Origin of the sequence: Providencia sp. PROV182 (genome assembly GCF_028480325.1) — a bacterium.
In the GTDB taxonomy this organism is placed as follows: domain Bacteria; phylum Pseudomonadota; class Gammaproteobacteria; order Enterobacterales; family Enterobacteriaceae; genus Providencia; species Providencia hangzhouensis.
Genome location: NZ_JAMPOL010000011.1, coordinates 88,574 through 108,168, shown reverse-complemented (window position 1 = coordinate 108,168; position 19,595 = coordinate 88,574). Strand labels below are relative to the sequence as shown.

20 protein-coding genes and 1 pseudogene are annotated in these 19,595 nt (G+C 35.7%); 12 read left to right on the top strand and 9 right to left on the bottom strand.

Translation table 11 applies throughout. The annotated features are described in order from the left end of the window. The first annotated feature begins 297 nt into the window (after positions 1–297). The 3 genes from cdiI (PR834_RS09835) to PR834_RS09825 all read left to right on the top strand — a co-directional run bounded on the left by cdiI (PR834_RS09835) (position 298) and on the right by PR834_RS09825 (position 1,479). The gene (gene cdiI / locus PR834_RS09835) at positions 298–711 is read left to right on the top strand and encodes a ribonuclease toxin immunity protein CdiI (RefSeq protein ID WP_136134808.1); all 414 of its coding nucleotides are present in this window, start codon (positions 298–300) and stop codon (positions 709–711) included. A gap of 147 nt (positions 712–858) precedes the next feature. Further along, positions 859–1,074: a hypothetical protein gene (locus PR834_RS09830; protein WP_004905277.1), complete on the top strand. Its 216-nt coding sequence runs from the start codon at positions 859–861 to the stop codon at positions 1,072–1,074. 9 nt (positions 1,075–1,083) lie between these two features. Beyond that, entirely contained in the window at positions 1,084–1,479 is a 396-nt protein-coding gene (locus PR834_RS09825) for a hypothetical protein (RefSeq protein ID WP_164564638.1), read from the top strand. 463 nt (positions 1,480–1,942) lie between these two features. Here PR834_RS09825 and PR834_RS09820 read toward each other — a convergent pair whose 3' ends face one another. Both PR834_RS09820 and PR834_RS09815 read right to left on the bottom strand, forming a co-directional pair. After that, positions 1,943–2,902 (bottom strand): hypothetical protein, encoded by a 960-nt coding sequence (locus tag PR834_RS09820; RefSeq protein ID WP_036958546.1) that lies wholly within the window; start codon positions 2,900–2,902, stop codon positions 1,943–1,945. Beyond that, on the bottom strand, positions 2,902–3,381 hold the full coding sequence (locus PR834_RS09815; RefSeq protein ID WP_094962184.1) for an Hcp family type VI secretion system effector: 480 nt from the start codon (positions 3,379–3,381) through the stop codon (positions 2,902–2,904). Before PR834_RS09815 ends, PR834_RS09820 begins: the two co-directional genes overlap by 1 nt. Positions 3,382–3,832: 451 nt before the next feature. On the opposite strand from PR834_RS09815, the pseudogene cdiI (PR834_RS09810) reads away from it, so the two are divergent. Continuing rightward, positions 3,833–3,988: pseudogene (gene cdiI, locus PR834_RS09810) on the top strand (ribonuclease toxin immunity protein CdiI); the annotation flags it as partial. A 115-nt stretch (positions 3,989–4,103) separates the two neighbouring features. Here cdiI (PR834_RS09810) and PR834_RS09805 read toward each other — a convergent pair. The 4 genes from PR834_RS09805 to PR834_RS09790 form a co-directional block, all read right to left on the bottom strand. Further along, a complete protein-coding gene (locus PR834_RS09805; RefSeq protein WP_094963056.1) occupies positions 4,104–6,110 on the bottom strand; it encodes a BCCT family transporter in 2,007 nt (668 codons plus the stop codon). Positions 6,111–6,533: 423 nt separating this feature from the next. Next, positions 6,534–6,800, bottom strand: coding sequence for a DksA/TraR family C4-type zinc finger protein (locus PR834_RS09800; protein WP_036958544.1), 267 nt, complete (start codon positions 6,798–6,800; stop codon positions 6,534–6,536). Positions 6,801–6,875: 75 nt separating this feature from the next. Further along, positions 6,876–7,313 (bottom strand): GNAT family N-acetyltransferase, encoded by a 438-nt coding sequence (locus PR834_RS09795; protein ID WP_004905264.1) that lies wholly within the window; start codon positions 7,311–7,313, stop codon positions 6,876–6,878. Between the two features lie 143 nt (positions 7,314–7,456). Continuing rightward, positions 7,457–7,780, bottom strand: coding sequence for a hypothetical protein (locus PR834_RS09790; RefSeq protein WP_036958543.1), 324 nt, complete (start codon positions 7,778–7,780; stop codon positions 7,457–7,459). Positions 7,781–8,080: 300 nt separating this feature from the next. On the opposite strand from PR834_RS09790, the gene PR834_RS09785 reads away from it, so the two are divergent. Beyond that, on the top strand, positions 8,081–8,767 hold the full coding sequence (locus PR834_RS09785) for a DUF421 domain-containing protein (protein WP_206277890.1): 687 nt from the start codon (positions 8,081–8,083) through the stop codon (positions 8,765–8,767). Positions 8,768–8,816: 49 nt separating this feature from the next. Here the strand turns inward: PR834_RS09785 and cptA are convergent, their stop codons facing one another. Further along, the gene (cptA, locus tag PR834_RS09780; RefSeq protein WP_094963057.1) at positions 8,817–10,526 is read right to left on the bottom strand and encodes a phosphoethanolamine transferase CptA; all 1,710 of its coding nucleotides are present in this window, start codon (positions 10,524–10,526) and stop codon (positions 8,817–8,819) included. 360 nt (positions 10,527–10,886) lie between these two features. Here cptA and PR834_RS09775 point away from each other — a divergent pair, with 360 nt between their 5' ends. The 7 genes from PR834_RS09775 to PR834_RS09745 all read left to right on the top strand — a co-directional run bounded on the left by PR834_RS09775 (position 10,887) and on the right by PR834_RS09745 (position 16,930). Further along, complete coding sequence (locus PR834_RS09775; protein ID WP_004905258.1) at positions 10,887–12,065, top strand: ion channel; 1,179 nt, start codon at positions 10,887–10,889, stop codon at positions 12,063–12,065. A 32-nt stretch (positions 12,066–12,097) separates the two neighbouring features. Beyond that, complete coding sequence (gene ccmA / locus PR834_RS09770) at positions 12,098–12,730, top strand: cytochrome c biogenesis heme-transporting ATPase CcmA (protein WP_004914240.1); 633 nt, start codon at positions 12,098–12,100, stop codon at positions 12,728–12,730. Next, the gene (ccmB, locus tag PR834_RS09765; RefSeq protein ID WP_272536619.1) at positions 12,715–13,380 is read left to right on the top strand and encodes a heme exporter protein CcmB; all 666 of its coding nucleotides are present in this window, start codon (positions 12,715–12,717) and stop codon (positions 13,378–13,380) included. The genes ccmA and ccmB overlap by 16 nt, the downstream gene beginning before the upstream one ends. 522 nt (positions 13,381–13,902) lie before the next feature. Next, positions 13,903–14,124, top strand: coding sequence for a hypothetical protein (locus PR834_RS09760; RefSeq protein ID WP_036958541.1), 222 nt, complete (start codon positions 13,903–13,905; stop codon positions 14,122–14,124). Positions 14,125–14,515: 391 nt separating this feature from the next. Continuing rightward, positions 14,516–14,863: a thioredoxin family protein gene (locus PR834_RS09755; protein WP_272536618.1), complete on the top strand. Its 348-nt coding sequence runs from the start codon at positions 14,516–14,518 to the stop codon at positions 14,861–14,863. A 42-nt stretch (positions 14,864–14,905) separates the two neighbouring features. Next, complete coding sequence (locus tag PR834_RS09750) at positions 14,906–15,700, top strand: sulfite exporter TauE/SafE family protein (RefSeq protein WP_004905249.1); 795 nt, start codon at positions 14,906–14,908, stop codon at positions 15,698–15,700. A gap of 222 nt (positions 15,701–15,922) precedes the next feature. Continuing rightward, the gene (locus tag PR834_RS09745; RefSeq protein WP_004905247.1) at positions 15,923–16,930 is read left to right on the top strand and encodes a LacI family DNA-binding transcriptional regulator; all 1,008 of its coding nucleotides are present in this window, start codon (positions 15,923–15,925) and stop codon (positions 16,928–16,930) included. A gap of 156 nt (positions 16,931–17,086) precedes the next feature. Here the strand turns inward: PR834_RS09745 and PR834_RS09740 are convergent, their stop codons facing one another. Next, positions 17,087–18,058 (bottom strand): ABC transporter permease, encoded by a 972-nt coding sequence (locus tag PR834_RS09740; protein ID WP_004905244.1) that lies wholly within the window; start codon positions 18,056–18,058, stop codon positions 17,087–17,089. Between the two features lie 10 nt (positions 18,059–18,068). Next, positions 18,069–19,553, bottom strand: coding sequence for a sugar ABC transporter ATP-binding protein (locus PR834_RS09735; RefSeq protein ID WP_094963062.1), 1,485 nt, complete (start codon positions 19,551–19,553; stop codon positions 18,069–18,071). Between the last annotated feature and the right edge of the window lie 42 nt (positions 19,554–19,595).

Sequence of the window (19,595 nt, the reverse complement as noted above, 5' to 3'; positions counted from 1 at the left end):
ATGAAAGCTCGATATATAAAAAGATATTCACCTTGGTATGGGATTATGTTAAAGGCAAAGACGTAATACTTCCTGCAAAATTATTATAAGAAATCTGGTAATAACAATCAGTAAGCCCCAATGATAGGGGGTAGATAGCTCTAAGTTCAATAGAATTGAGCAAAAAAGATTGAAAACACAGGCGGCTATAATTTTAGCCGCCTGTGAATTCTTATCGACACTAATACACTTTAGAGTTTATTTAGATCCCAAAACTAAAGGTGTTAGTAATTTTCATCCTCAATAGGAATAATTTATATGAATGAGTCTTTTGATGAATTAAATCATTTATTGTTTGGATTACCTTATAATTATGAGGATAAAAACAATTATGATCATCACGATTGGGTCATCAAAACTTATTTTGATCGGATGTATAATGATCACCGTTTCTTAGATGTTGTAGACCACATAGTTCATAAGAGAGGCTATAGTACTGATGGTGCATATTGTCATTTTGCTTGTGAGTATGATGGATTTTTAGATGATATGATTTTTAAAGAGGGGGTTTTTTTTGCAATAGGTTATCCTCCAGAAAAAGAAGATGAAATAGTCGTCAGTGAAGAAACTTGCTTCCACTATGTCAGATTAGCTTGTGAAAAATATTTAAAAGTTCATCCTGAAGACTTAGCTAGCGTAAGTAATTTATTATCAAAAATGCAAATGTCATAAAATAGGATTCTATTGCATTAATAGACAATTGAATAAACATAGTCGGCTAACTTACTATCAAAAGGTAAGATCATTACGCTTTCAGACCATGATATTAAATTAGGCTTAATATCTCAAAATTAACCCCCCATCATAGAAAAAGATCAGTTGCATGCCTCTGCGACTAACAAATTGGTTGAGGAAATTAATAAATTAAATTCTAAATCACAAGCCGAGAAGTTTGCAGTTGGGATTGGTGCTTATGATCCTTCTATGGAGAAAACAGCATTTGGGTTTAGTAATGGTAAAGTCAGTGCGGAACTCGTTATGTTTTTATTGCTTTATGTGAAAAAAAATGGCTTACTAAAGCCAAATGCTACATAAGGAAATCGCATGAAACATCAAATAATCATGAGAATAATTGGATCTGAACAGGGGGTAATCACGAAAGACCTTTCAAATTCAAAAAATGATGCGATCCTAATTAATTCAATTAGTTATTCTAGAGAAAAAGATGAAAATGGCACTCCAATTCTACGATTGACGATTGATAAAGATTTGGGTCACTCAACCAAATTTATCTTTGATGCTATCAAAAACGATGAAAAAATAGATATTACTCTTAAATATTTTATTGATGGGGAAGAACCTTCTATTATCAATTATAACAATGTCATTATTGACAGTATACAATCGTTATTTTGTGCTGAAGGATTCAATTTCGATGATAACCTTGCGATAAGACAAGGTAAACCGTATGAATTAATTCAAGTGATTTCATATAATTAAGTATTATAACCTTGATGGTGATTATTATAAATCACCACCATCAAAATGAAAAACAAGACTATTTACACCAATTAAGATAAAAAGCTATATATTAGTATCAGAGGTCATAGTGAAAATAAGAAATATAGATAAGTTAAATAAAAATGACTTTATCAAACTTAGTTCAATTCATTCATCCATTGGAAAAGGGGATGATTTTGATTCATGGTTTGAAGAATCAGTATCAAGTAAAAAGATTCCCAAAATATTGTATTTGATTTATATTATTAACTATTTAACTCTTGTTTTTTTTATGGGGGCACCATTAATTCTATCACTAATACCTTTAACAATCGCATATTTAATCCCTGTATTAATGGTTTTATTTATAGACTCAGTAAATAGTAAAATACCTTTTTTATTTTATCTATCCATAAAATTTAAACTTTTAATTCACTAATGAAAATAAAAAAATTATAAAATACTAATTTTCGTCACTATGTAATTCAAGAATCAATTTCAATTTTATTGCTGATGCTGTTAATGAATATAATAACATTGGCTTATTTCCTATAGCTAATTTTCTTTTATAATTTTCACTAGTCCATCTTTCTATTCTAAACCCGACGTTATCTGGAAAATAGCGTTCAAAAAAACCTAATTTTCTTAATCCTTTAGAAGTTTTTGTTGGTAATTGTCTTATTTCAGTTCTTTTCTTTGGATCAATAATTTTAAATGCTCCAAAACCGATATAAAGATTATTTACAAAATCAACATCATAATAAATTTTCTTAGCTGTGATACTATCTCCACCTAATGCTATAGTACCTTGTTCTATTAAAAATTTAACTGGATCTTGTCTAAAGTTTATTTCACCATCAGTTAACTCATACGTAATATCAGAAATACCTTGATATACACGACCTCCACCATAGGCCATGCTTATCGCACCGGACGTTTTCATTCCGTGACTTCCAATTGTTTTACCTATTCTATAACTAAAAATACCAACTGCTGTTTGAATTGCACCACCTAATATATCAAGGCTCTTGTCACCATAAAAAAGCCAGCCTTCACCAAAATAAGACCTAGTTGCATTATATAGTTCTTTACTTGCCTTTCTTAATTGGGAATACGCTAATTTTTCTGATTCATATTCGAGTTTAATTTCCTCAGTGTATTTATATATATCGGGCCAATTCCCCGTTGAACCTATGTTCTCTCTAAACCAATCCCGAGTGCTATCTACTCGTTGATGCCTAGCATTATTATTATACAGTGCTATATTAAAATCAGCTCGGATCAACCTTATAACTTCATTTATTTCACTTCTGTAACCTTGTTTACAGTAGGGGTCGTCAAGAAAATACCTTGCAGATAACTCAGATATTTTTCTTAATTCATTTGCATACCATTCAAAGGTCTCTTCTGGGCTAGAGAACATTAAAAGCTCCTTTCTTCCCATATACTGTATGTACTAGTACCAGCAATAACATGCTCCCAGGTAACCGATTTAAATCGAAACGATACAGACTCTTCTGGTTGGGCTTGATTGTGAGTAACAGAATTAGGATAAAAACAATTTAGGTCAACAATTGAGGCATCTGTCAGTTTTATTTTATAATACAGCTCTAACCCACCATTCATTGATGTTCTATAAAAAGTAAAGTCGCACGTTAATATCTCACTCGATGTTAATGCTTGAGAAAGTAGTGGGGAAGACTTATCAATTGGCTTACGAATACTAATAGGCTGAAAACTGACATTTTGATGCATCGATAAATTAGAAGACAACTCATTAATAAGAATTTCGTTTTCGTGTCCCTTTTGATACTTGTTTCCGATAGAATCTATCGATGAGCATCCTTTCGAGATTAAACCTTGTTTATTTCCTTTTAGCGTAAGATAAATTATATTCGCCATTTTAAGCATTCCCTTTGTCATTAAAAACCAATATAGATAGTTCACAATACCATATACATTACTTAAGTTAAATATCATGATTTAGCATAGATTGCGTTTACCTTGATTTTAAAATTTCCATAAGACCTATTATGTTAAACTGGCGAACTTAGTGTCTAAAACACCCGTTAGGCATCATAAAACCGCCTCAGCGCGTTTTTAGCAACGTTGAGATTGAATGCGAAAACACACTGAAATCGTCGAAAAACATAAACCTGTTTTGTGGTGATAGACGATTTAACCAACCAAGTTAACGAGGGTCGTAGCCGAATCAATTAGGAAAAAGACACGTGGTCATGTCTGTCTATTTGAGGAATAAAACTTACATGAGGGGAGAAAATAAGAGTGCTAATTTTGCTTGTGAGTATGATGGATTTTTAGATGATATGATTTTTAAAGAGGGTGTTTTTTTGCAATAAGTTATCCTCCAGAAAAAGAAGATGAAATAGTCGTCAGTGAAGAAACTTGCTTTTACTATGCCAGATTAGCTTGTGAAAAATATTTAAAAGTTCATCCTGAAGACTTAGCTAGCGTAAGTACTTTATTATCAAAAATTCAAATGTCATAAAATAGGATTCTATTGCATTAATAGATAATCGAATAAACACAGGCGGAGGCGGCTATAATTTTAGCCGCCTGTGAATTCTTATCGACACATTTTAGGTAATGTTTCTTTTTTGGGGCTACTTACCCAGTAAGTGTAAGAAATGGATATGTTTTTCGTATTGGTCTAGGATATCGTGAATGATCTGCTCTTTTGCCCAGCCCATCACGTCATAATCTTGCCCACCTTCTTTTAAGTGAATTTCAGCGCGATAGTAGCGTTGCTCCTCGCTCTTTTCATCATCACTTTCTGTCCCCATACCCGATAACGCAAATGACGGTTGAATATAGTAACGGAGGCGAACTTCGTATAAAAAGTTCATATCTTCGCCTAAATCCACTTCAAAACCTATTCGGTCATCTTTATCAGTATGGATATGGCATACAGTACCTTGCTTAGCCAGTTCTTCAGATACCATTTCCATTGATGGCTTCACAGATTCTTCCATAAAGCGTTTAACATGCGCGCGTTTAGGGAAATATACGATGTTACGCAAGCGTCGCTGCCACGGAATAGGGTTACGGCTGGCAGTTGGTGCAATGGTCGCTAACTGTTGGCTATCGCGCTTATAGGCATCGACTCTTAAGGCTTTGAACAAGCCATAAATGGAGGCGAGCAAAACGACAGCAAAGGGAAGAGCACTCGCAATTGTCAGTGTTTGTAACGCTTGGAGACCACCTGCGAGTAACATTGTTATCGCAACGATACCCATTAAACCCGCCCAAAAGATACGTTGCCAAACAGGGGTATTAGAATCGCCGCCTGAAGCTAAAGTATCAACCACCATTGCTCCTGAATCCGCTGAAGTCACGAAAAACACAATGACCATTAGCATAGCAAAGAAAGATAAAACCGAAGAGAATGGAAAATAATTAAGGAATTCAAACAAAGCGAGAGATACGTCTGCCTGAACAGTTTCGGCTAATAAGGTTGCGCCTTTATTTTTAATTAAATCAATCGCTGTGTTACCGAAGAATGTCATCCACATTAAAGTGAAGCCAGCAGGGACAAATAATACCCCCATGACAAATTCACGAATACTACGACCGCGAGAGATACGGGCAATAAACATACCGACAAATGGCGACCAAGATAACCACCATCCCCAATACAGTAGTGTCCAGCCGCCTAACCAATTACTTGATTTGGGTTCATAGGCATAGAGATTGAAGGTTTTATTGACGATCTCTGAAAGGTAGCCACCTGTATTCTCAACGAAAGATTTTAAAAGAAGCACAGTTGGCCCTAAAGCAACGATTAATACGAGCAATAGAAATGCGAGGCCAAGATTGAGTTCCGATAAGATACGGATACCTTTATCTAGTCCTGAAACAACGGAAATTGTTGCAAGCCCTGTAAAAATGATGATCAAAGCCACCTGTACGGTTTCGCTGACTGGTAAACCAAATAAATGGTTCATCCCAGCGTTAACTTGCAGTACACCGAAGCCTAAAGATGTTGCAACACCAAATACCGTCCCTACTACTGCAAATACATCAACTGCATGGCCTATTGGGCCATAAATACGCTCACCAATAATGGGGTAAAGGGCAGAGCGTAATGTGAGAGGGAGGCCGTGGCGATAGCTAAAAAACGCTAAAATTAATGCGACAATGGCATAGATAGCCCAAGCATGTAACCCCCAGTGGAAGAACGTTAAGCGCATGGCTTCTTTTGCGGCTTCAACGGTTTGCGGTTCACCTACAGGTGGGTTGAGGTAGTGCATTACGGGTTCTGCAACCCCAAAAAACATTAGCCCAATTCCCATACCTGCTGAGAAAAGCATGGCAAACCACGAGACATAGCTAAAATTGGGTTGGGCGTGGTCTGGGCCTAATTTTATTTGCCCATAACGGGAGAGTCCCAGATAAGTCACACTCAAAAGAATAATAGCGACGGCTAGAATGTAAAACCAGCTAGCATTATTGAATAAGTTTTGCTGAAGATGACTTAGATGAGATTCTGCGACTTCTGGCATCAAAGCGGCAAAGCCAACGATAACCAAAATAATAACGGCAGAGCTATAAAATACAGGGGGACTAATTTTAGAACGAATTTTTTTAGAATCAGTATCAATTTGACTCATAACAACCTTCTTTTGTTTTGTTTTATTTTATTTTTGGCATACCGATATCGACAAATATGCAGCGAGCTGTCCTTCTTAATGAAACAATGAATAATTGCGAAAAATTTCCCCTAAGGAAACGAGATAGAAAGAACAATAATATGGTGTTGAGGGCAGGCTAAACTGCCAAAAATAGCGATGAAACCCGAGTCTTTATCACCTTCATAAGTTAAAAAATAGGCGGTTATACTGCCATGATACGAGTGAATGATCAACAATATCGGGAAATAACATTAAATAGAGGATAAAAATATCATGTTAATTATCATTAAATTAATAATTAACAGTGCAGTATTTACATGTTTTACCAATAAGTTAACGCAAATGAGTGAAAGTAAGTACTAGATAAGTAAAAACCTTAGATAAATGGAGGTGGAAATGTGATTAGCGTAATTGGCTATCCTTACTGCCACGCCGATTATAGCCACTAAATGTAGATTGTTTTTTGTCTAATTCATTTTGGCAGTTGATACAGAATTTAACGCCGGGTAATGCTAAACGGCGAGCCTCAGGAATTGCCTCACCACACTCTTCACAAAACTCGGCACTTTCACCTGAGTGCAATTGGCGACGAGCTTTCGCTACCGCATCATCAAGAGTGGCATCAATTTGTTCTTGAACAGCATCTTCATTTGCCCAACCATTTGCCATCATTCACCTCTTTTTGATTAAATATTGACCTATATACCAATATAGAGGCGAGAAAATTTAATTCAAGGGCAATTATTACTCTAAAGATAATGTCATATAAATGTGGTCCATTCCCTCTTCATCATACATTTCTCCCTCAGTTTGGTACCCCAGAGTATGGTAAAAATCAATGGCAGTATATTGCGCTGAAAGAGCGATTTTATGGTAATGATGAGAACGGCCATATTGCTCTACAAATTTCATTAATTCACGTCCTAACCCTTTACTTCGGTGTGATTTTTGTACTGCGACACGGCCAACTTTGATGAGATTGTCTTCAAGTAGTACACAACGTAATACCGCAGCTGGCTGCCCATCTAAATACAAAACGACATGTAATGCGGACTCATCATATTCATCGACATCGATATCAGCGGGAAACCCCTGTTCTTGAGTAAAAACTTGTTGGCGCAGGTTGAAAGCATCAGTAAGGAGTTCTGGGTTTGTGTACCCCATGCTATGTTTAATTTGCATTAGTTTTCCTGGTAGCTAGCGAATAAGAAACATAATTATATCGTGGAATGGCGAAAGAGTTAGGTGGTTTTTGTTGTCTTTTTGCACCAAATAAGAATGCAGGCATTTAAAGCCCACATTCTTGAAGGGAACTGAGAGGAAAATTATTTTTTATTGGTTTCTGCGTCATTTTCTGCTTTGAGCGATTCCGTTTTTTCTTTCATATCGGTTGCGACTTCGTCAGCTTTATTAATCGCATCCGTTTTAACTTCTTGGCTCAGTTCTGACGCATTTTGTTTTAACTCTTCAGCTTTATTTTGCGCATCTTTCGTTAATTCATCAGCTTTTTGTTCACCATCTTCTTTTAATTGCTGGGCTTTTTCTTCAGCTTGTTTAACGGTGTCACTTGGTTTGGATGAGTCATCACAACCTACGATAACTGTAACAATTCCCGCGAAAAGAAGTGAAGTGATGAGTTTTATATTCATAAACATATCCTTAGCACGATGCTGGTAAAAATGTTATTAAAGCTCGATATTGGCATAATCGCCAATGTGTATATTTAACTATAGTTGAAATTAAGTGAGTTATAAAATAATTAGGTAACAAACTGAAATCGTTATATTTTTTTGATTGCAAACTCAAGTGAATGCTTTTTTTTGGAAAGTCATCTCTTGTTCCATGCTATAGAGTTATAAAATATAGAAAACCAAGCTAAACTGATCGAACTTATTATTAAATAAATAATGAAAACAAATGTATGGCTTAGATAACAAAGGAATAGCATTATGGCGTACTATTATTCGTTGATTATTTTAAAATTTATTATCGGTTTTGCCATTGTTATCACTCATATGAATCTATCGGGAAAAACGCAGCTTTCCCAAATGACTCCTATTGATTTTATTGGTAATTTTGTTTTAGGAGGTATTATTGGTGGGGTGATTTACAGTGATACTATCCCATTGTACCAGTATGTGACTATTTTAATTATTGGTGTTTTGTTTATAAGCTTTTTGAACTTTTTAACAAAAAGATTTAATTTTTTTCGTAATGTGGCCATTGGTAATCCCATACCTATCATTAAAAAAGGCCAATTTATAATGGAAAACATCTTAGAAAAAGCCAATAAGATAGACCTCATCAATATTTCATCTCGAATTCATGCACAAGGCATTCATTCCTTTCAAGAAATTTATTATGCACAAATAGAACCTGATGGGCAGCTAACCATTATTTGTGATGAAAAAAATATGCCATCAGTGATCCTGATAAAGGAAGGGGTTATTAGAAGCTATGGTTTGGAATCTATCGAAAGAGATGAAGCTTGGTTAATGCAGCAAATTGAATTACAAAATATTGAATCAATAAACGATATTTTCTTAGCTGAATTTTGGCGTGGTGAAGTCACGTTTATTTTGCGGGATGGTAAAATAAACCGCAAGGGAGCACAGCATCTGAAAGTTATAGCTTAAATGAATAGGTCGGTGAAATGCAGATAACATTTCACCGACAGAGACCTAATTATTGTTTTAAATCATCATAAAGCATTAATGAGGATTTATTATCTGGGTCACCAATATAACGAGGTTGAGGTTTAAATGCCTCATTAAACAGGCTTTTTTCGGGCTCAAACCCAGTATAGTTTAAACCTGCTAAATCAGACCACGCGTAGATAAAGTCCATATTACTGAATGGTCGGGTTGTTTTATCATTCAAATCAAATTGATGAGTTGATAGCCACTCAGGTGATTGCCAAACTAGGAAAGGCACATTATAAATGACTTTACTTGGCTTACCTTCACTACGCCCTAACATTTTATGAGGCGGGGTATCATAAACATCTTCACCATGGTCTGAGAAAAACACCAGAAAACCATTTTCTTTTGAAGAATCAAAGTCCTTGATTAATGTTGAAACAACATAATCGTTATAATGTTGTGCGTTATCGTAAGCATTATAATCTTTCACTTCATCATCATTTAGGTTAGCGGGAACCACGCTGTCTTTATCTTTGAAAATGGCTTTATCTTCTGGATAGCGGAACTCATAGCGCATATGTGTTCCTAACAGATGGACCACGATAAATTTCTTTTCTGCTGGGTCTGCAAGCGCTTCTTTGAATGGTGCAAAAACCACGTCATCATAGATACGTGAGCTTTGAGCCATATCATTATTCAAATAATATTGCTTATCTGTTTGGCGAGAGAATGCCGTTAATAAGGTGTTGCGTTCAGTCATCGTCTGCTGGTTAGTGATCCAAAACGTTTTAAAGCCCGCTTGCTTCATCATGTTCATCATAGAAGGGCGCGAATTGAACAGTTCAGGCTCAGTTTGTGTCGCAAACGTCAGAATTTGTTGTAGTGCTTCAATAGTATAAGGTCGCGACGTCACAACATCATTGAATACGGATAAATTAGCAGGATAATCCCTTGCAAGTTCATCTAACTCAGGTGTCGTTGGGCGTGAATAGCCATATAGGCTCATTCTATCGCGGCTGGTGGACTCACCTATTACTAATACAAATGTGCGGGGTGTATCACCGTTTGCATCGACAAAGTTTTCTAATGGTGGAATTTTACTGTTGTCGCGGATTAATTCCTCCATGTTTGCTAGCTGGTTTTTATATAAAAAGTAACCACTCACAAACTGCCATGGGGCAGCGTAGGCGAGTTTACTATTTAAATATGATGCGACATTGGCCATTGGTCGGTCTTGTTTAATGCCTTTGTTATAATAAGGAATACCGAACAAAATAACTAAAATTAACAATGAAATACCGATTCGCCCTGATTTTGGCAGTGTTACCGGTTTTAGACGTGTCCATAGAAAAATTGCGACTACAGTATAGGCGAGTATGACACCTAAGACTTTGAAGCTAAAATATTGTTTAAGGAATTCGCCTGCTTCATTAGTATTGGTTTCAAACATCACAAACATGACACTTTGGGATATTTGATGCCCATAAACCACAAAGTAGGCGAGGGCAACTACCGAAGAAAGCCATAAAACAATACCAATTAGTCCCGCAACTAACTTAACTTTTTTAGGGAACAGTAGGGCAGGAACCAGCCAAAGAGAGCTATAGAGTAGTGAATCTCTTAGGCCAATAGAATTACTTTGCCCTGTTACGAGCACATACAGTTGTAATAGTGATGAAAAATACCAAAAGTAGATTAGTAACCAGAACAGTGAGGTCCAGCTAAATTTTTCCGAGTGTGTAGTGTTACTCATAGGTTTTTAAACTCTTGTTTTCTATTATTGTTAAATCGAATTGAAAAATAATTGAGAAATCGGTTTTTAGATATAAAGACGTAGTTTAAGTTCCAAAATATATTATCTATAAATAATATTTCCTTAATAATCATATAACCGTTTGTTTACTAGTGTTTTTTAAAAGCTGTTTTGTTCGCTTGGAATTGGGCAGCTATCGTGATATTCAATTATAGACGATGTTTTGCTAGCCATTGTTAAAATAGTAAAATGTCCAATTAGCATTTGTCATCGTCTTTACGCCATTGGTACTATCCTTTGATATATTTATGGTATATAAGAAAATTTGACGAATGCATCAATGAAGGGTGAGAGCAATACATGTTAGATAATTCATTTGTGGCTTTTTTAAAATCACCTCTATCAATCAGGGTGTTGCTTTCATTGCTAATAATTATTGATGGCGCAATGATTTTAAAGCCTGTATTAAGTGCTTATACCGACTACATTGATTGGCGCGAGTCAGGGCTAACACAGTGGTTAAAATCACTCGGCTTTATGAAGTTACTGGATATTCCTCGTTTTTTATTGGGAATTTCACTGATTTTCCTATCGTTATTTATGGTTAACGGAGCCCGTATTGCTTGGGTGTTCTCCTTATTTTTACTTGGGATTATTTCATTTGTTGACCTGCGGTTAACACAAGAAAACATACATCAAGGTTATTTTTCCCTCTTTTTATTGGTTGCTTTGTGCCTTTTTTGGAAGTTGTATCATCACCATAGCTTAACCAGTGCTGGCTTTGTGGCAATAACCTGTATTATTGCATTATTGCTGTATTCCATTTTTGGTACTTTATATATTGGTGATGAATTTTCACCAGTGGTTAAAGACGGCACAACGGCCTTTTATTTTGCTTTAGTCTGTATGACAACGGTCGGGTTTGGTGACATTGTTCCGGTTACAGTGGATGCGCGTGTATTCACGGTGACGGTGATTATTTTAGGAATTACAATTTTTACCACTTCAGTGGTTTATATTGTTGGGGTGTTAGCGAAAGGTACGAAAGAAATCGTGCGTAAGAGGTTTTCTTATATGAAAAATCATTATGTGGTGATTGGTAGCACACCAATGGCTGTTAATGTCTATCAAGGGCTGAAAAAACGGGAGCTACCGGTGGCTGTGATTTGCCAAGAAAATCATCGCAGTCATTATCCCGAAAAAGATAATATTGTGACCGGTGACCCAACCAGTTCCGAATTGCTCGCCGCTGCTAATGTTAAACACGCAAAGTGTGTGTTAGTGATGACAGATAGCGATTCGCTCAGTACTTTCGCTTTATTGGGAGTGAAAGAACAAGCAGGGGAAGGTGGCTCGGTAAAAACCGTGGTGCTAATTAACCAAGAAAGCAATATGGATAAAGTTCGCTTACTTAAACCTGATATGTTGTTTTCATTATCTACGCTAGGTTCAGAGGTTTTGATGCAAGTGCTTTGCGGTGAAGCAATATCGAGCGACTCTATTAGTGATATGCTGTTGAACAAAGTTGCAAAAAGCTAACCTTAAAATAAAAATAACGGGAATTGTGCTTCATGCTAAGTGCTCAACAAGTGAGTTGCCATCGGCAAAATAGGGTGTTATTCCATCAACTTGATTTTATAGTGCAACCTAGTGAAATCTTGCAAGTTGAAGGGCCAAATGGAGCGGGGAAAACAACCTTGCTACGAATGATGGCTGGGTTATTAAAACCTGATGAAGGGGCTGTCTGTTGGAATAATCAATCGATTGATAAACTAAAAGAAGAATTTACTCGTCATTTACTTTATTTAGGCCACAAACCAGCGGTTAAATCATTATTAACACCTTATGAAAACCTCAAATTTTATTACCAAATGCACCATAAAGGGCATGAAGGTGAGCGTATTTGGTCTGCTTTAGAAGAAGTTTCGCTAATTGGTTATGAAGATATTCCTGTTAGCCAACTTTCTGCTGGGCAACAACGGCGTGTTAATTTAGCGAGATTATGGCTAAGTGAAGCCCCTCTATGGATACTTGATGAGCCTTTTACCGCCATTGATGTGGCGGGGGTCGCTCGTTTAACAGAACGTTTTCATCAGCATGCAGAGCAAGGGGGGATTATTTTGTTTACCTCCCACCAAGCGATGTCAGGGCAATTTGGTTCACTAAAACTGACGGGTGGGGTTGAATCATGTTTTGGTTATTAATTAAAAGAGAGCTTAAAATTGCGTTCCGAGGGTTTTCTGAACTCGTTAATCCGCTATGGTTTTTCTTAATTGTTATCACACTATTTCCCCTGAGTATTGGCCCTGAACCTCAATTATTAGCGCGCATTGCTGTTGGGGTGTTTTGGGTTGCGGCCATTTTGTCTTCACTATTATCACTAGAGCGTTTATTTAAGGATGACTACCTTGATGGCTCCCTTGAGCAACTGTTACTCGCACCGCATCCTTTATTTATCACTGTATTTGCGAAAGTGATTGCCCACTGGTTAGTCACAGGGCTGCCCTTGATCTTGTTATCCCCTGTTGCGGCATTAATGTTGTCTTTTAGCGCAGACACACTATTTGTATTAGTAGGGACATTATTATTGGGCACACCTGTATTGAGTTTTATTGGGGCGATTGGTGCAGCATTAACCGTTTCCTTAAAAAAAGGCGGTGTCTTGGTGAGCTTGCTTGTTTTACCGCTGTATATTCCTGTGCTGATTTATGCAACAGGTACGATGGAAGCCCACAGCTTTAAAATGCCTCTCGATGGCTATTTTGCCATTCTTGCCGCGTTATTTGCCGCCAGCATCACCTTTTCGCCACTCGCTATCGCCGCTGCGTTGAAGCTTAATATTAGCAATAGCTAATTATTTTTCTCTCGTCAAAATAGATAACAAGAGCAAATTAATTTTTGCCTTGTTATCTATTGTCGATTCAGAATTGAAATATAATAATTACTTATACATTTAACGGGTGTTTTTTCTTAAGATTTCATTTTATTCAACTAGTTAATGGGCTTTATTTGTGTTTTTGATACAAATAAAGGTAAGTTTTATAAAAAATCGCATTGAACTCAAATAATTTATTTAAATTGCTACCGTTTTATATTGTTTATTACAAAAAATATTTTTATGTTAAATTATGATTATAATCATAATCATAATATATGAAGTTAGATGAGTTATAAAAAAGCTTAAATGAGTGTGATTGTAATTTGACTTAAGGTGTGTGATGTTTCGTATATTACTTTATCTCAAACCAATACAATTAATAATTCTAATGATTTTAAAACGTAATTTTAGCTATAGATCGATTTTGCTTACCTTTTGTCTCCCTATGGTAGCCAAGCGGGCGGTGGTTCACTGAGTCTCAATGCCAGCAAAACCGAGATGCACAGCGATTACCAATCGGTGGATAAACAAACTGGCATCAATGCAGGCAAAGCCAGCAACACCACTCATACAGCGGTATCGGAAGGTGAGATTGTTATTTGCGATAAGGCAAATCAGAAACAAGATGTTACTGATTTAAGTCGATATACAGACAATGCCCATGAGAAGCTGAATATGATTTTTGATAAAGAAAAAGAACAGAAACGGATACCCATCTAAATGGGCTAAAATTGAATGGCTAATAAAGAATAAGAGTAAAAAAATAGTTTATTATTTAATGATAAACATCTTTAAATTATATTAAATAATCTAGGTTCATCAATGCTGATAATATTCAGGAATAAAAATCCAATGTATAATAAAAAGCTAAAAGTGGTTTATATATCGTATGATTTTTTAAAGTTAATATAGCGAGTTTGTTTTTACTATTTATTATGAATCATATTTTTATGCTTTATTGTGATAAAATGTTAAATTGGTTTATTGTTCTTAAATGAAAGTAATCAAATGCCAAATAATACTAAATAATTAATGGACAAAAGGTGACTTATTATCTAGTGTATTGTTCCAATATGTTAGTTTAGGAAAAAATCACAAAAGGTAGCATATAATGTCGAATATTTTATCATTAGATAGTGATAATTTCTCGAGTACACTTTACCCCCTAGAGCAAGATGAGCAACAAACTGTAGTTGTTTATTTTTCGGCTTCTTGGTGTTTACCGTGTAAAAATATGTATCCTATTTTTACTAAGTTTTCTGAGTGTTTTCAAGAAAATAACATCGATTTTGGTATTGTTGATATTGCTCAATCGCCCACTTTAGCTCCTCGATATGGTATAAAATCAGTGCCGACAATTGCGGTTTTCCAAGATACTCGGTTAATCGATATTATTGCAGGAGAAGTACCATTTAATAGGGCATTAATGGTATTGGAGAAAACGCTCGGTAAGCGTTAATATTCAGCGAATATATTTAATAATAATGATAAGACATTCATAATGTTAATACTGATATTAGAAGGGCTATTGATAGGCTGTCTACTAGGTTTAACGGGAGCGGGAGGTGGAATTCTTGCTGTTCCTGCTTTAATGGCAAGCCAAAATTGGAGTGTAGCATTAGCAGCACCTGTAGGGCTTTTAGCTATTACAATAGCGGCTTTTATTAGTGTTATTCAAGGGCTTATAAAAAAGAATATTCGCTATAAAGCCGCTATTTGGATAGCGCTATTGAGTATTCCTTCTGCTAAGTATGGTATTTACCTTGCCCATATTGTTCCTCCAGTTTGGTTAACGCTTATTTTTAGCCTTGTTATGCTTTATGTCGGGGGACGTATATTTTTCAATCGGGGTGATGAGCAAAATGATGCACATTGTTTAATTAATACAGAAACTGGGAAATTTATTTGGAACACTAAAACAGCGTTAATCTTTGGGGGAATTGGTGTCATTACAGGATTACTTACTGGCATGTTAGGTGTCGGTGGTGGTTTTATTATTGTTCCTGCATTGCGAAAATTCACTAATTTGAATATGAAGAGTATTATCGCAACATCATTAATGGTTATCTTCTGTATTGGTAGTATTAGTATTTTTATTAATGTCTGGAATGGGTTTCAATATCCTAAAGAAATTAGCATCGTTTTCATTGCTTCATGTGTTGTTGGCTTATTAATTGGTCGATTAATAATGCATTATATTTCTAATAAAGCCATTCAAATACTATTTTCAAGTGCTGTTATCTTTGTTGCCTTAGGGTTGATTTCATCAGTATTGATTGAATTTAATGTCATTTGAAATAGGTTTTAAATATCACTTATTAAATAAATTTTTATAATTCATGCAGTGTGTCACTATTTTGAATGTTCAATCATTTATTCTTCTTTAAAAAAGTAAATTTGATTTATCTTCAAGCTCAAAAAGGTATAATGAACCATCGCATTTTTCTACCCTGATAATAGTGAAATGGATTGCTAATATACTCTTCTGGGTAATCATTAAAGGTTGACTAGTATAATTATGACAAAACAAGATAGCTCAACAACGATAATTGATATAGCTAAACGTGCTAATGTAACTGATATTACAGTCTCTAGAGCATTTAATCATCCTGAGATGGTAAAGAAGGAAACTCGAGATAAAATATTAGCGATAGCACAAGAGCTCAATTATGTGCCAAATCTTTTTGCACGTAATCTGAAAAACAAAAATAGCCGCATAATAGGTGTGGTTACTGATAGCACATTTAACCCATTTTATATCGTACTGATTCAAACAGTCTCACGCTTAGCGAAAGAAAAAGGCTATCAAGTCATGATTTTTGATTCAGATAGTGATGAAAAAGCAGAAAAAACAGCAATCGAAACATTAGTCAGCTACAAAGCGAGTGGGATCCTACTATCGCCAGTTCGTGATGATAAAGACTATCAACCAAGTTACTTATCATTAATTGATCAACATAATGTGCCTTTAGTTTTTGTTGACCGTTCAATTTATGGTTATCAAAATAAGTATTCAGGGCTGTTTTTGAAAAACTTTGAAATTGGCGCTTTAACAGGAAAATTTCTTAACCAGCAGAATAGTGAAAACACACTGATTGTTTCAGGGCCAGAAGGATCTGAAATTAGTTTGTCTCGTTTAGCGGGTATATATGAAAATTTTCCAAATAGAAAAAATATTAATGTCTTATACAGCAGTTATATGTTTAATAAGAATGATGAAGATTATCTAAGAAAAAAAGTTCAAGAGCTTTATACACCAAATATGTATATTGTTGGGTTGAATGGAATTATCACGGCAGGGATGTATAAAATTATTTTAGAGCTAGGCCTTTCTTGCCGTTATTTTTCTGTAGATTTACCACCCTATGCAGATACTTACCATTTATCTATTTCTGGTGTACACCACGATTCAGTATATCTTGGTGAATTAACAACTGAGTTATTGTTTTCTGAAATAGAGCGAGATTCACATAAAGATCATAAAACAAAACAAATATTTGTTGATGGGAAACTTGTTGTTTATTAATAAGAGTTAGAAAGAAAATCCGTTATGATTTATATACTCTAAAGAATTCGAGTCATATATGAACACAGTCAACACCCATGCAACTTGAAGTATGGCAATTATAGATAGGCAGGTAATGATACCTGCCTATCTTAATGGCGATGAGGTATTATTAATTTAGCGTTTCATTGAGCTAATTAAGGTAGCGCCCCAAATAATTAAACCTTTTACAATATATTGAACATAAGGTGAAATACCTAATAAATTTAAACCATTATTAAGTACGCCTAAGATCATTGCGCCAATCAGTGTGCCAATGATCATACCACGGCCTCCTGCAATTGAAGCGCCGCCGAGTACGACCGCAGCAATAGCATCTAACTCAAATCCTACCCCTGCATTGGGTTGCCCACTCATTACTCGAGAGGTAAATATTAACCCAGCGAATGCAGCAGTAAAACCGCTAATGACGTAAACTAACATTTTATAACGTTCAACGCGGATACCACTCAGGCGTGCAGCTTCTTCATTACCGCCAATGGCGTAAATATAACGGCCAAAAGAGACATGATTTAGTACAACATAGAAAATAAGATAAAGGCCAAGCATTAATAAAATAGGAACTTGAATTCCCATTAATTCTTCGCGTCCCCAAAAAGCAAATTCTTGAGGTAACCCTGACACTGGGTAGCCACCGGTATAAATTAAGGCTAGCCCTTTAGCAATAATCATGGCGCCTAAAGTGACAATGATTGGTGGCATTTTACCATAAGCGGCTAAAATTCCATTAATGAAGCCAAAAGCAACACCGGATAATAAGCCCAGAGCAATTGCGGCGTAAGGATCCATTCCATAATATTTCATTAAGCCAGCCATCAAGGTTCCAGAAAGCGCCATAACAGCACCAACGGACAAGTCAATTCCACCTGTTAAGATAGCAAATGTCATACCAATAGCGATGATGGCATTAATAGAAACCTGACGAGCAATGGTCGAAAGGTTATTTACAGTTAAAAAATGTTCATTAAAAATGGACATGCAGACAAATAAAAGAATTAAACCAACAAGTGGTAAAAATGCAGGTATTTTTGTTAGCTTAGAAAAACTAAATTTATTTTTAGTTAATGGAATTGCACTTTGATTAGACATAGTCGTTATCCTATATAATATTGCCGGCCGCATGTACCATGATCTGAGTTGAGTTTATTTCGTCTCCAGTTAACTCAGCAGCAATTTCACCATCTCGAAAAACCAAAACTCTATCACTGACACCAATAACTTCTGGTAGCTCCGATGAAATCATAATAATGGAAATTCCTTTTTCAGTTAGAGAGCGCATTAACTGATAAATTTCTGATTTTGCCCCAACATCAATACCTCGGGTGGGTTCGTCGAAAATAAGAATTTTGGCTTGTTTATTTAGCCAGCGAGCAATAACAACCTTTTGCTGATTTCCACCACTTAAAGTAGAAACCGCGGTGTGAGGTTCTGGTGTTTTAACTTTTACTTGGGAAATTAAATCAATAGATAAAGTGAGTTCTTTTTTATTTTGAATTAAAAATAATTTTTGAGCATGATTGTTTAACCATATATTTTCTTTAACGGAAAAGGGCAATACAAGGCCTTGAGTTTTTCGGCTTTCTGGTAATAAACCGATACCTAATTGCAATGCAGCCGCAGCCGATTTAACTTTAACTTCTTTGCCTTCTAAAATAACTTTCTTCTTATATGCTTTATCAGCACCGATCATGGCAAGAATAGTTTCTGTGCGACCCGATCCCACCAACCCCGCAAGCCCTAAAATTTCACCTCTCTTTAATTGAAGGTGGTTAGTTGGGCTATATGAGAAACGCTGAACTTCTGCATCTAAGATGACTTCTTGCTCGTTGAATTGGCGTTTATGAGGATAAATATTCTCAACTTCACGACCAACCATCATTTCGATAATAACGTCTAAATCTGTTTCATCGACCTTACGCGACCCTATATATTGTCCGTCACGTAGTACACTGATGGTGTCACAGATTTCATAAATTTCTTCTAGATGGTGGGAAATAAAAAACATTCCAACCCCTTTAGCTTTTAAATCACGCATTACATCGAATAAATGGTTTGCTTCATTGGGGGTTAATGTCGCAGTTGGCTCATCTAACACTAAAATTTTAGCATCCAAAGACAGAGCCTTTGCGATTTCAACAAACTGTTGCTCTGCGATACTTAAATGGCTAATAGGTTCATCAATATTGATGTTTACACCCAGCTCAGCTAGGATTTCCTGCGATTTTTTTCGCATTAATTTTCTATCTAATAAACCAAACTTATTTTTTAACTCTCGATTTAAAAATATATTTTCAAAAGCGTTTAAATAAGGAATAAGAGAAAATTCTTGGAAAATAATACCTACGCCAGCTTTGATGGCATCTCTGTAGTTATGAAAGGTGTGTTCTTTGCCTTCAATCAGAATTTGTCCGCTATCAGGTTTATGTATTCCACATAACACTTTCATTAGCGTTGATTTACCTGCGCCGTTTTCACCTAATAATGCGTGAACCTCCCCTTTTTCTAGGGAGAGATTAATATTATCTAACGCCTTAACCCCAGGGAAAGTTTTACTGACATCTTTTAATGCTAATAATTGCATCATATTGCTTCCCTATATTTCTCAACTGCTTAAAAATGGGTAACA

Excerpts from the sequence above, each read along its gene's own strand:
- PR834_RS09775 (WP_004905258.1), top strand. The coding sequence starts at position 10,887 with ATGTTAGATAATTCATTTGTGGCTTTTTTAAAATCACCTCTATCAATC.
- ccmB (WP_272536619.1), top strand. The coding sequence starts at position 12,715 with ATGTTTTGGTTATTAATTAAAAGAGAGCTTAAAATTGCGTTCCGAGGG.
- ccmA (WP_004914240.1), top strand. The coding sequence starts at position 12,098 with ATGCTAAGTGCTCAACAAGTGAGTTGCCATCGGCAAAATAGGGTGTTA.
- PR834_RS09735 (WP_094963062.1), bottom strand. The coding sequence starts at position 19,553 with ATGATGCAATTATTAGCATTAAAAGATGTCAGTAAAACTTTCCCTGGG.
- PR834_RS09750 (WP_004905249.1), top strand. The coding sequence starts at position 14,906 with ATGTTAATACTGATATTAGAAGGGCTATTGATAGGCTGTCTACTAGGT.
- PR834_RS09740 (WP_004905244.1), bottom strand. The coding sequence starts at position 18,058 with ATGTCTAATCAAAGTGCAATTCCATTAACTAAAAATAAATTTAGTTTT.
- PR834_RS09755 (WP_272536618.1), top strand. The coding sequence starts at position 14,516 with ATGTCGAATATTTTATCATTAGATAGTGATAATTTCTCGAGTACACTT.
- PR834_RS09745 (WP_004905247.1), top strand. The coding sequence starts at position 15,923 with ATGACAAAACAAGATAGCTCAACAACGATAATTGATATAGCTAAACGT.
- cdiI (WP_136134808.1), top strand. The coding sequence starts at position 298 with ATGAATGAGTCTTTTGATGAATTAAATCATTTATTGTTTGGATTACCT.
- PR834_RS09795 (WP_004905264.1), bottom strand. The coding sequence starts at position 7,313 with ATGCAAATTAAACATAGCATGGGGTACACAAACCCAGAACTCCTTACT.
- PR834_RS09785 (WP_206277890.1), top strand. The coding sequence starts at position 8,081 with ATGGCGTACTATTATTCGTTGATTATTTTAAAATTTATTATCGGTTTT.
- PR834_RS09800 (WP_036958544.1), bottom strand. The coding sequence starts at position 6,800 with ATGGCAAATGGTTGGGCAAATGAAGATGCTGTTCAAGAACAAATTGAT.
- cptA (WP_094963057.1), bottom strand. The coding sequence starts at position 10,526 with ATGAGTAACACTACACACTCGGAAAAATTTAGCTGGACCTCACTGTTC.
- PR834_RS09760 (WP_036958541.1), top strand. The coding sequence starts at position 13,903 with ATGCACAGCGATTACCAATCGGTGGATAAACAAACTGGCATCAATGCA.
- PR834_RS09820 (WP_036958546.1), bottom strand. The coding sequence starts at position 2,902 with ATGTTCTCTAGCCCAGAAGAGACCTTTGAATGGTATGCAAATGAATTA.
- PR834_RS09790 (WP_036958543.1), bottom strand. The coding sequence starts at position 7,780 with ATGAATATAAAACTCATCACTTCACTTCTTTTCGCGGGAATTGTTACA.
- PR834_RS09805 (WP_094963056.1), bottom strand. The coding sequence starts at position 6,110 with ATGAGTCAAATTGATACTGATTCTAAAAAAATTCGTTCTAAAATTAGT.
- PR834_RS09825 (WP_164564638.1), top strand. The coding sequence starts at position 1,084 with ATGAAACATCAAATAATCATGAGAATAATTGGATCTGAACAGGGGGTA.
- PR834_RS09815 (WP_094962184.1), bottom strand. The coding sequence starts at position 3,381 with ATGGCGAATATAATTTATCTTACGCTAAAAGGAAATAAACAAGGTTTA.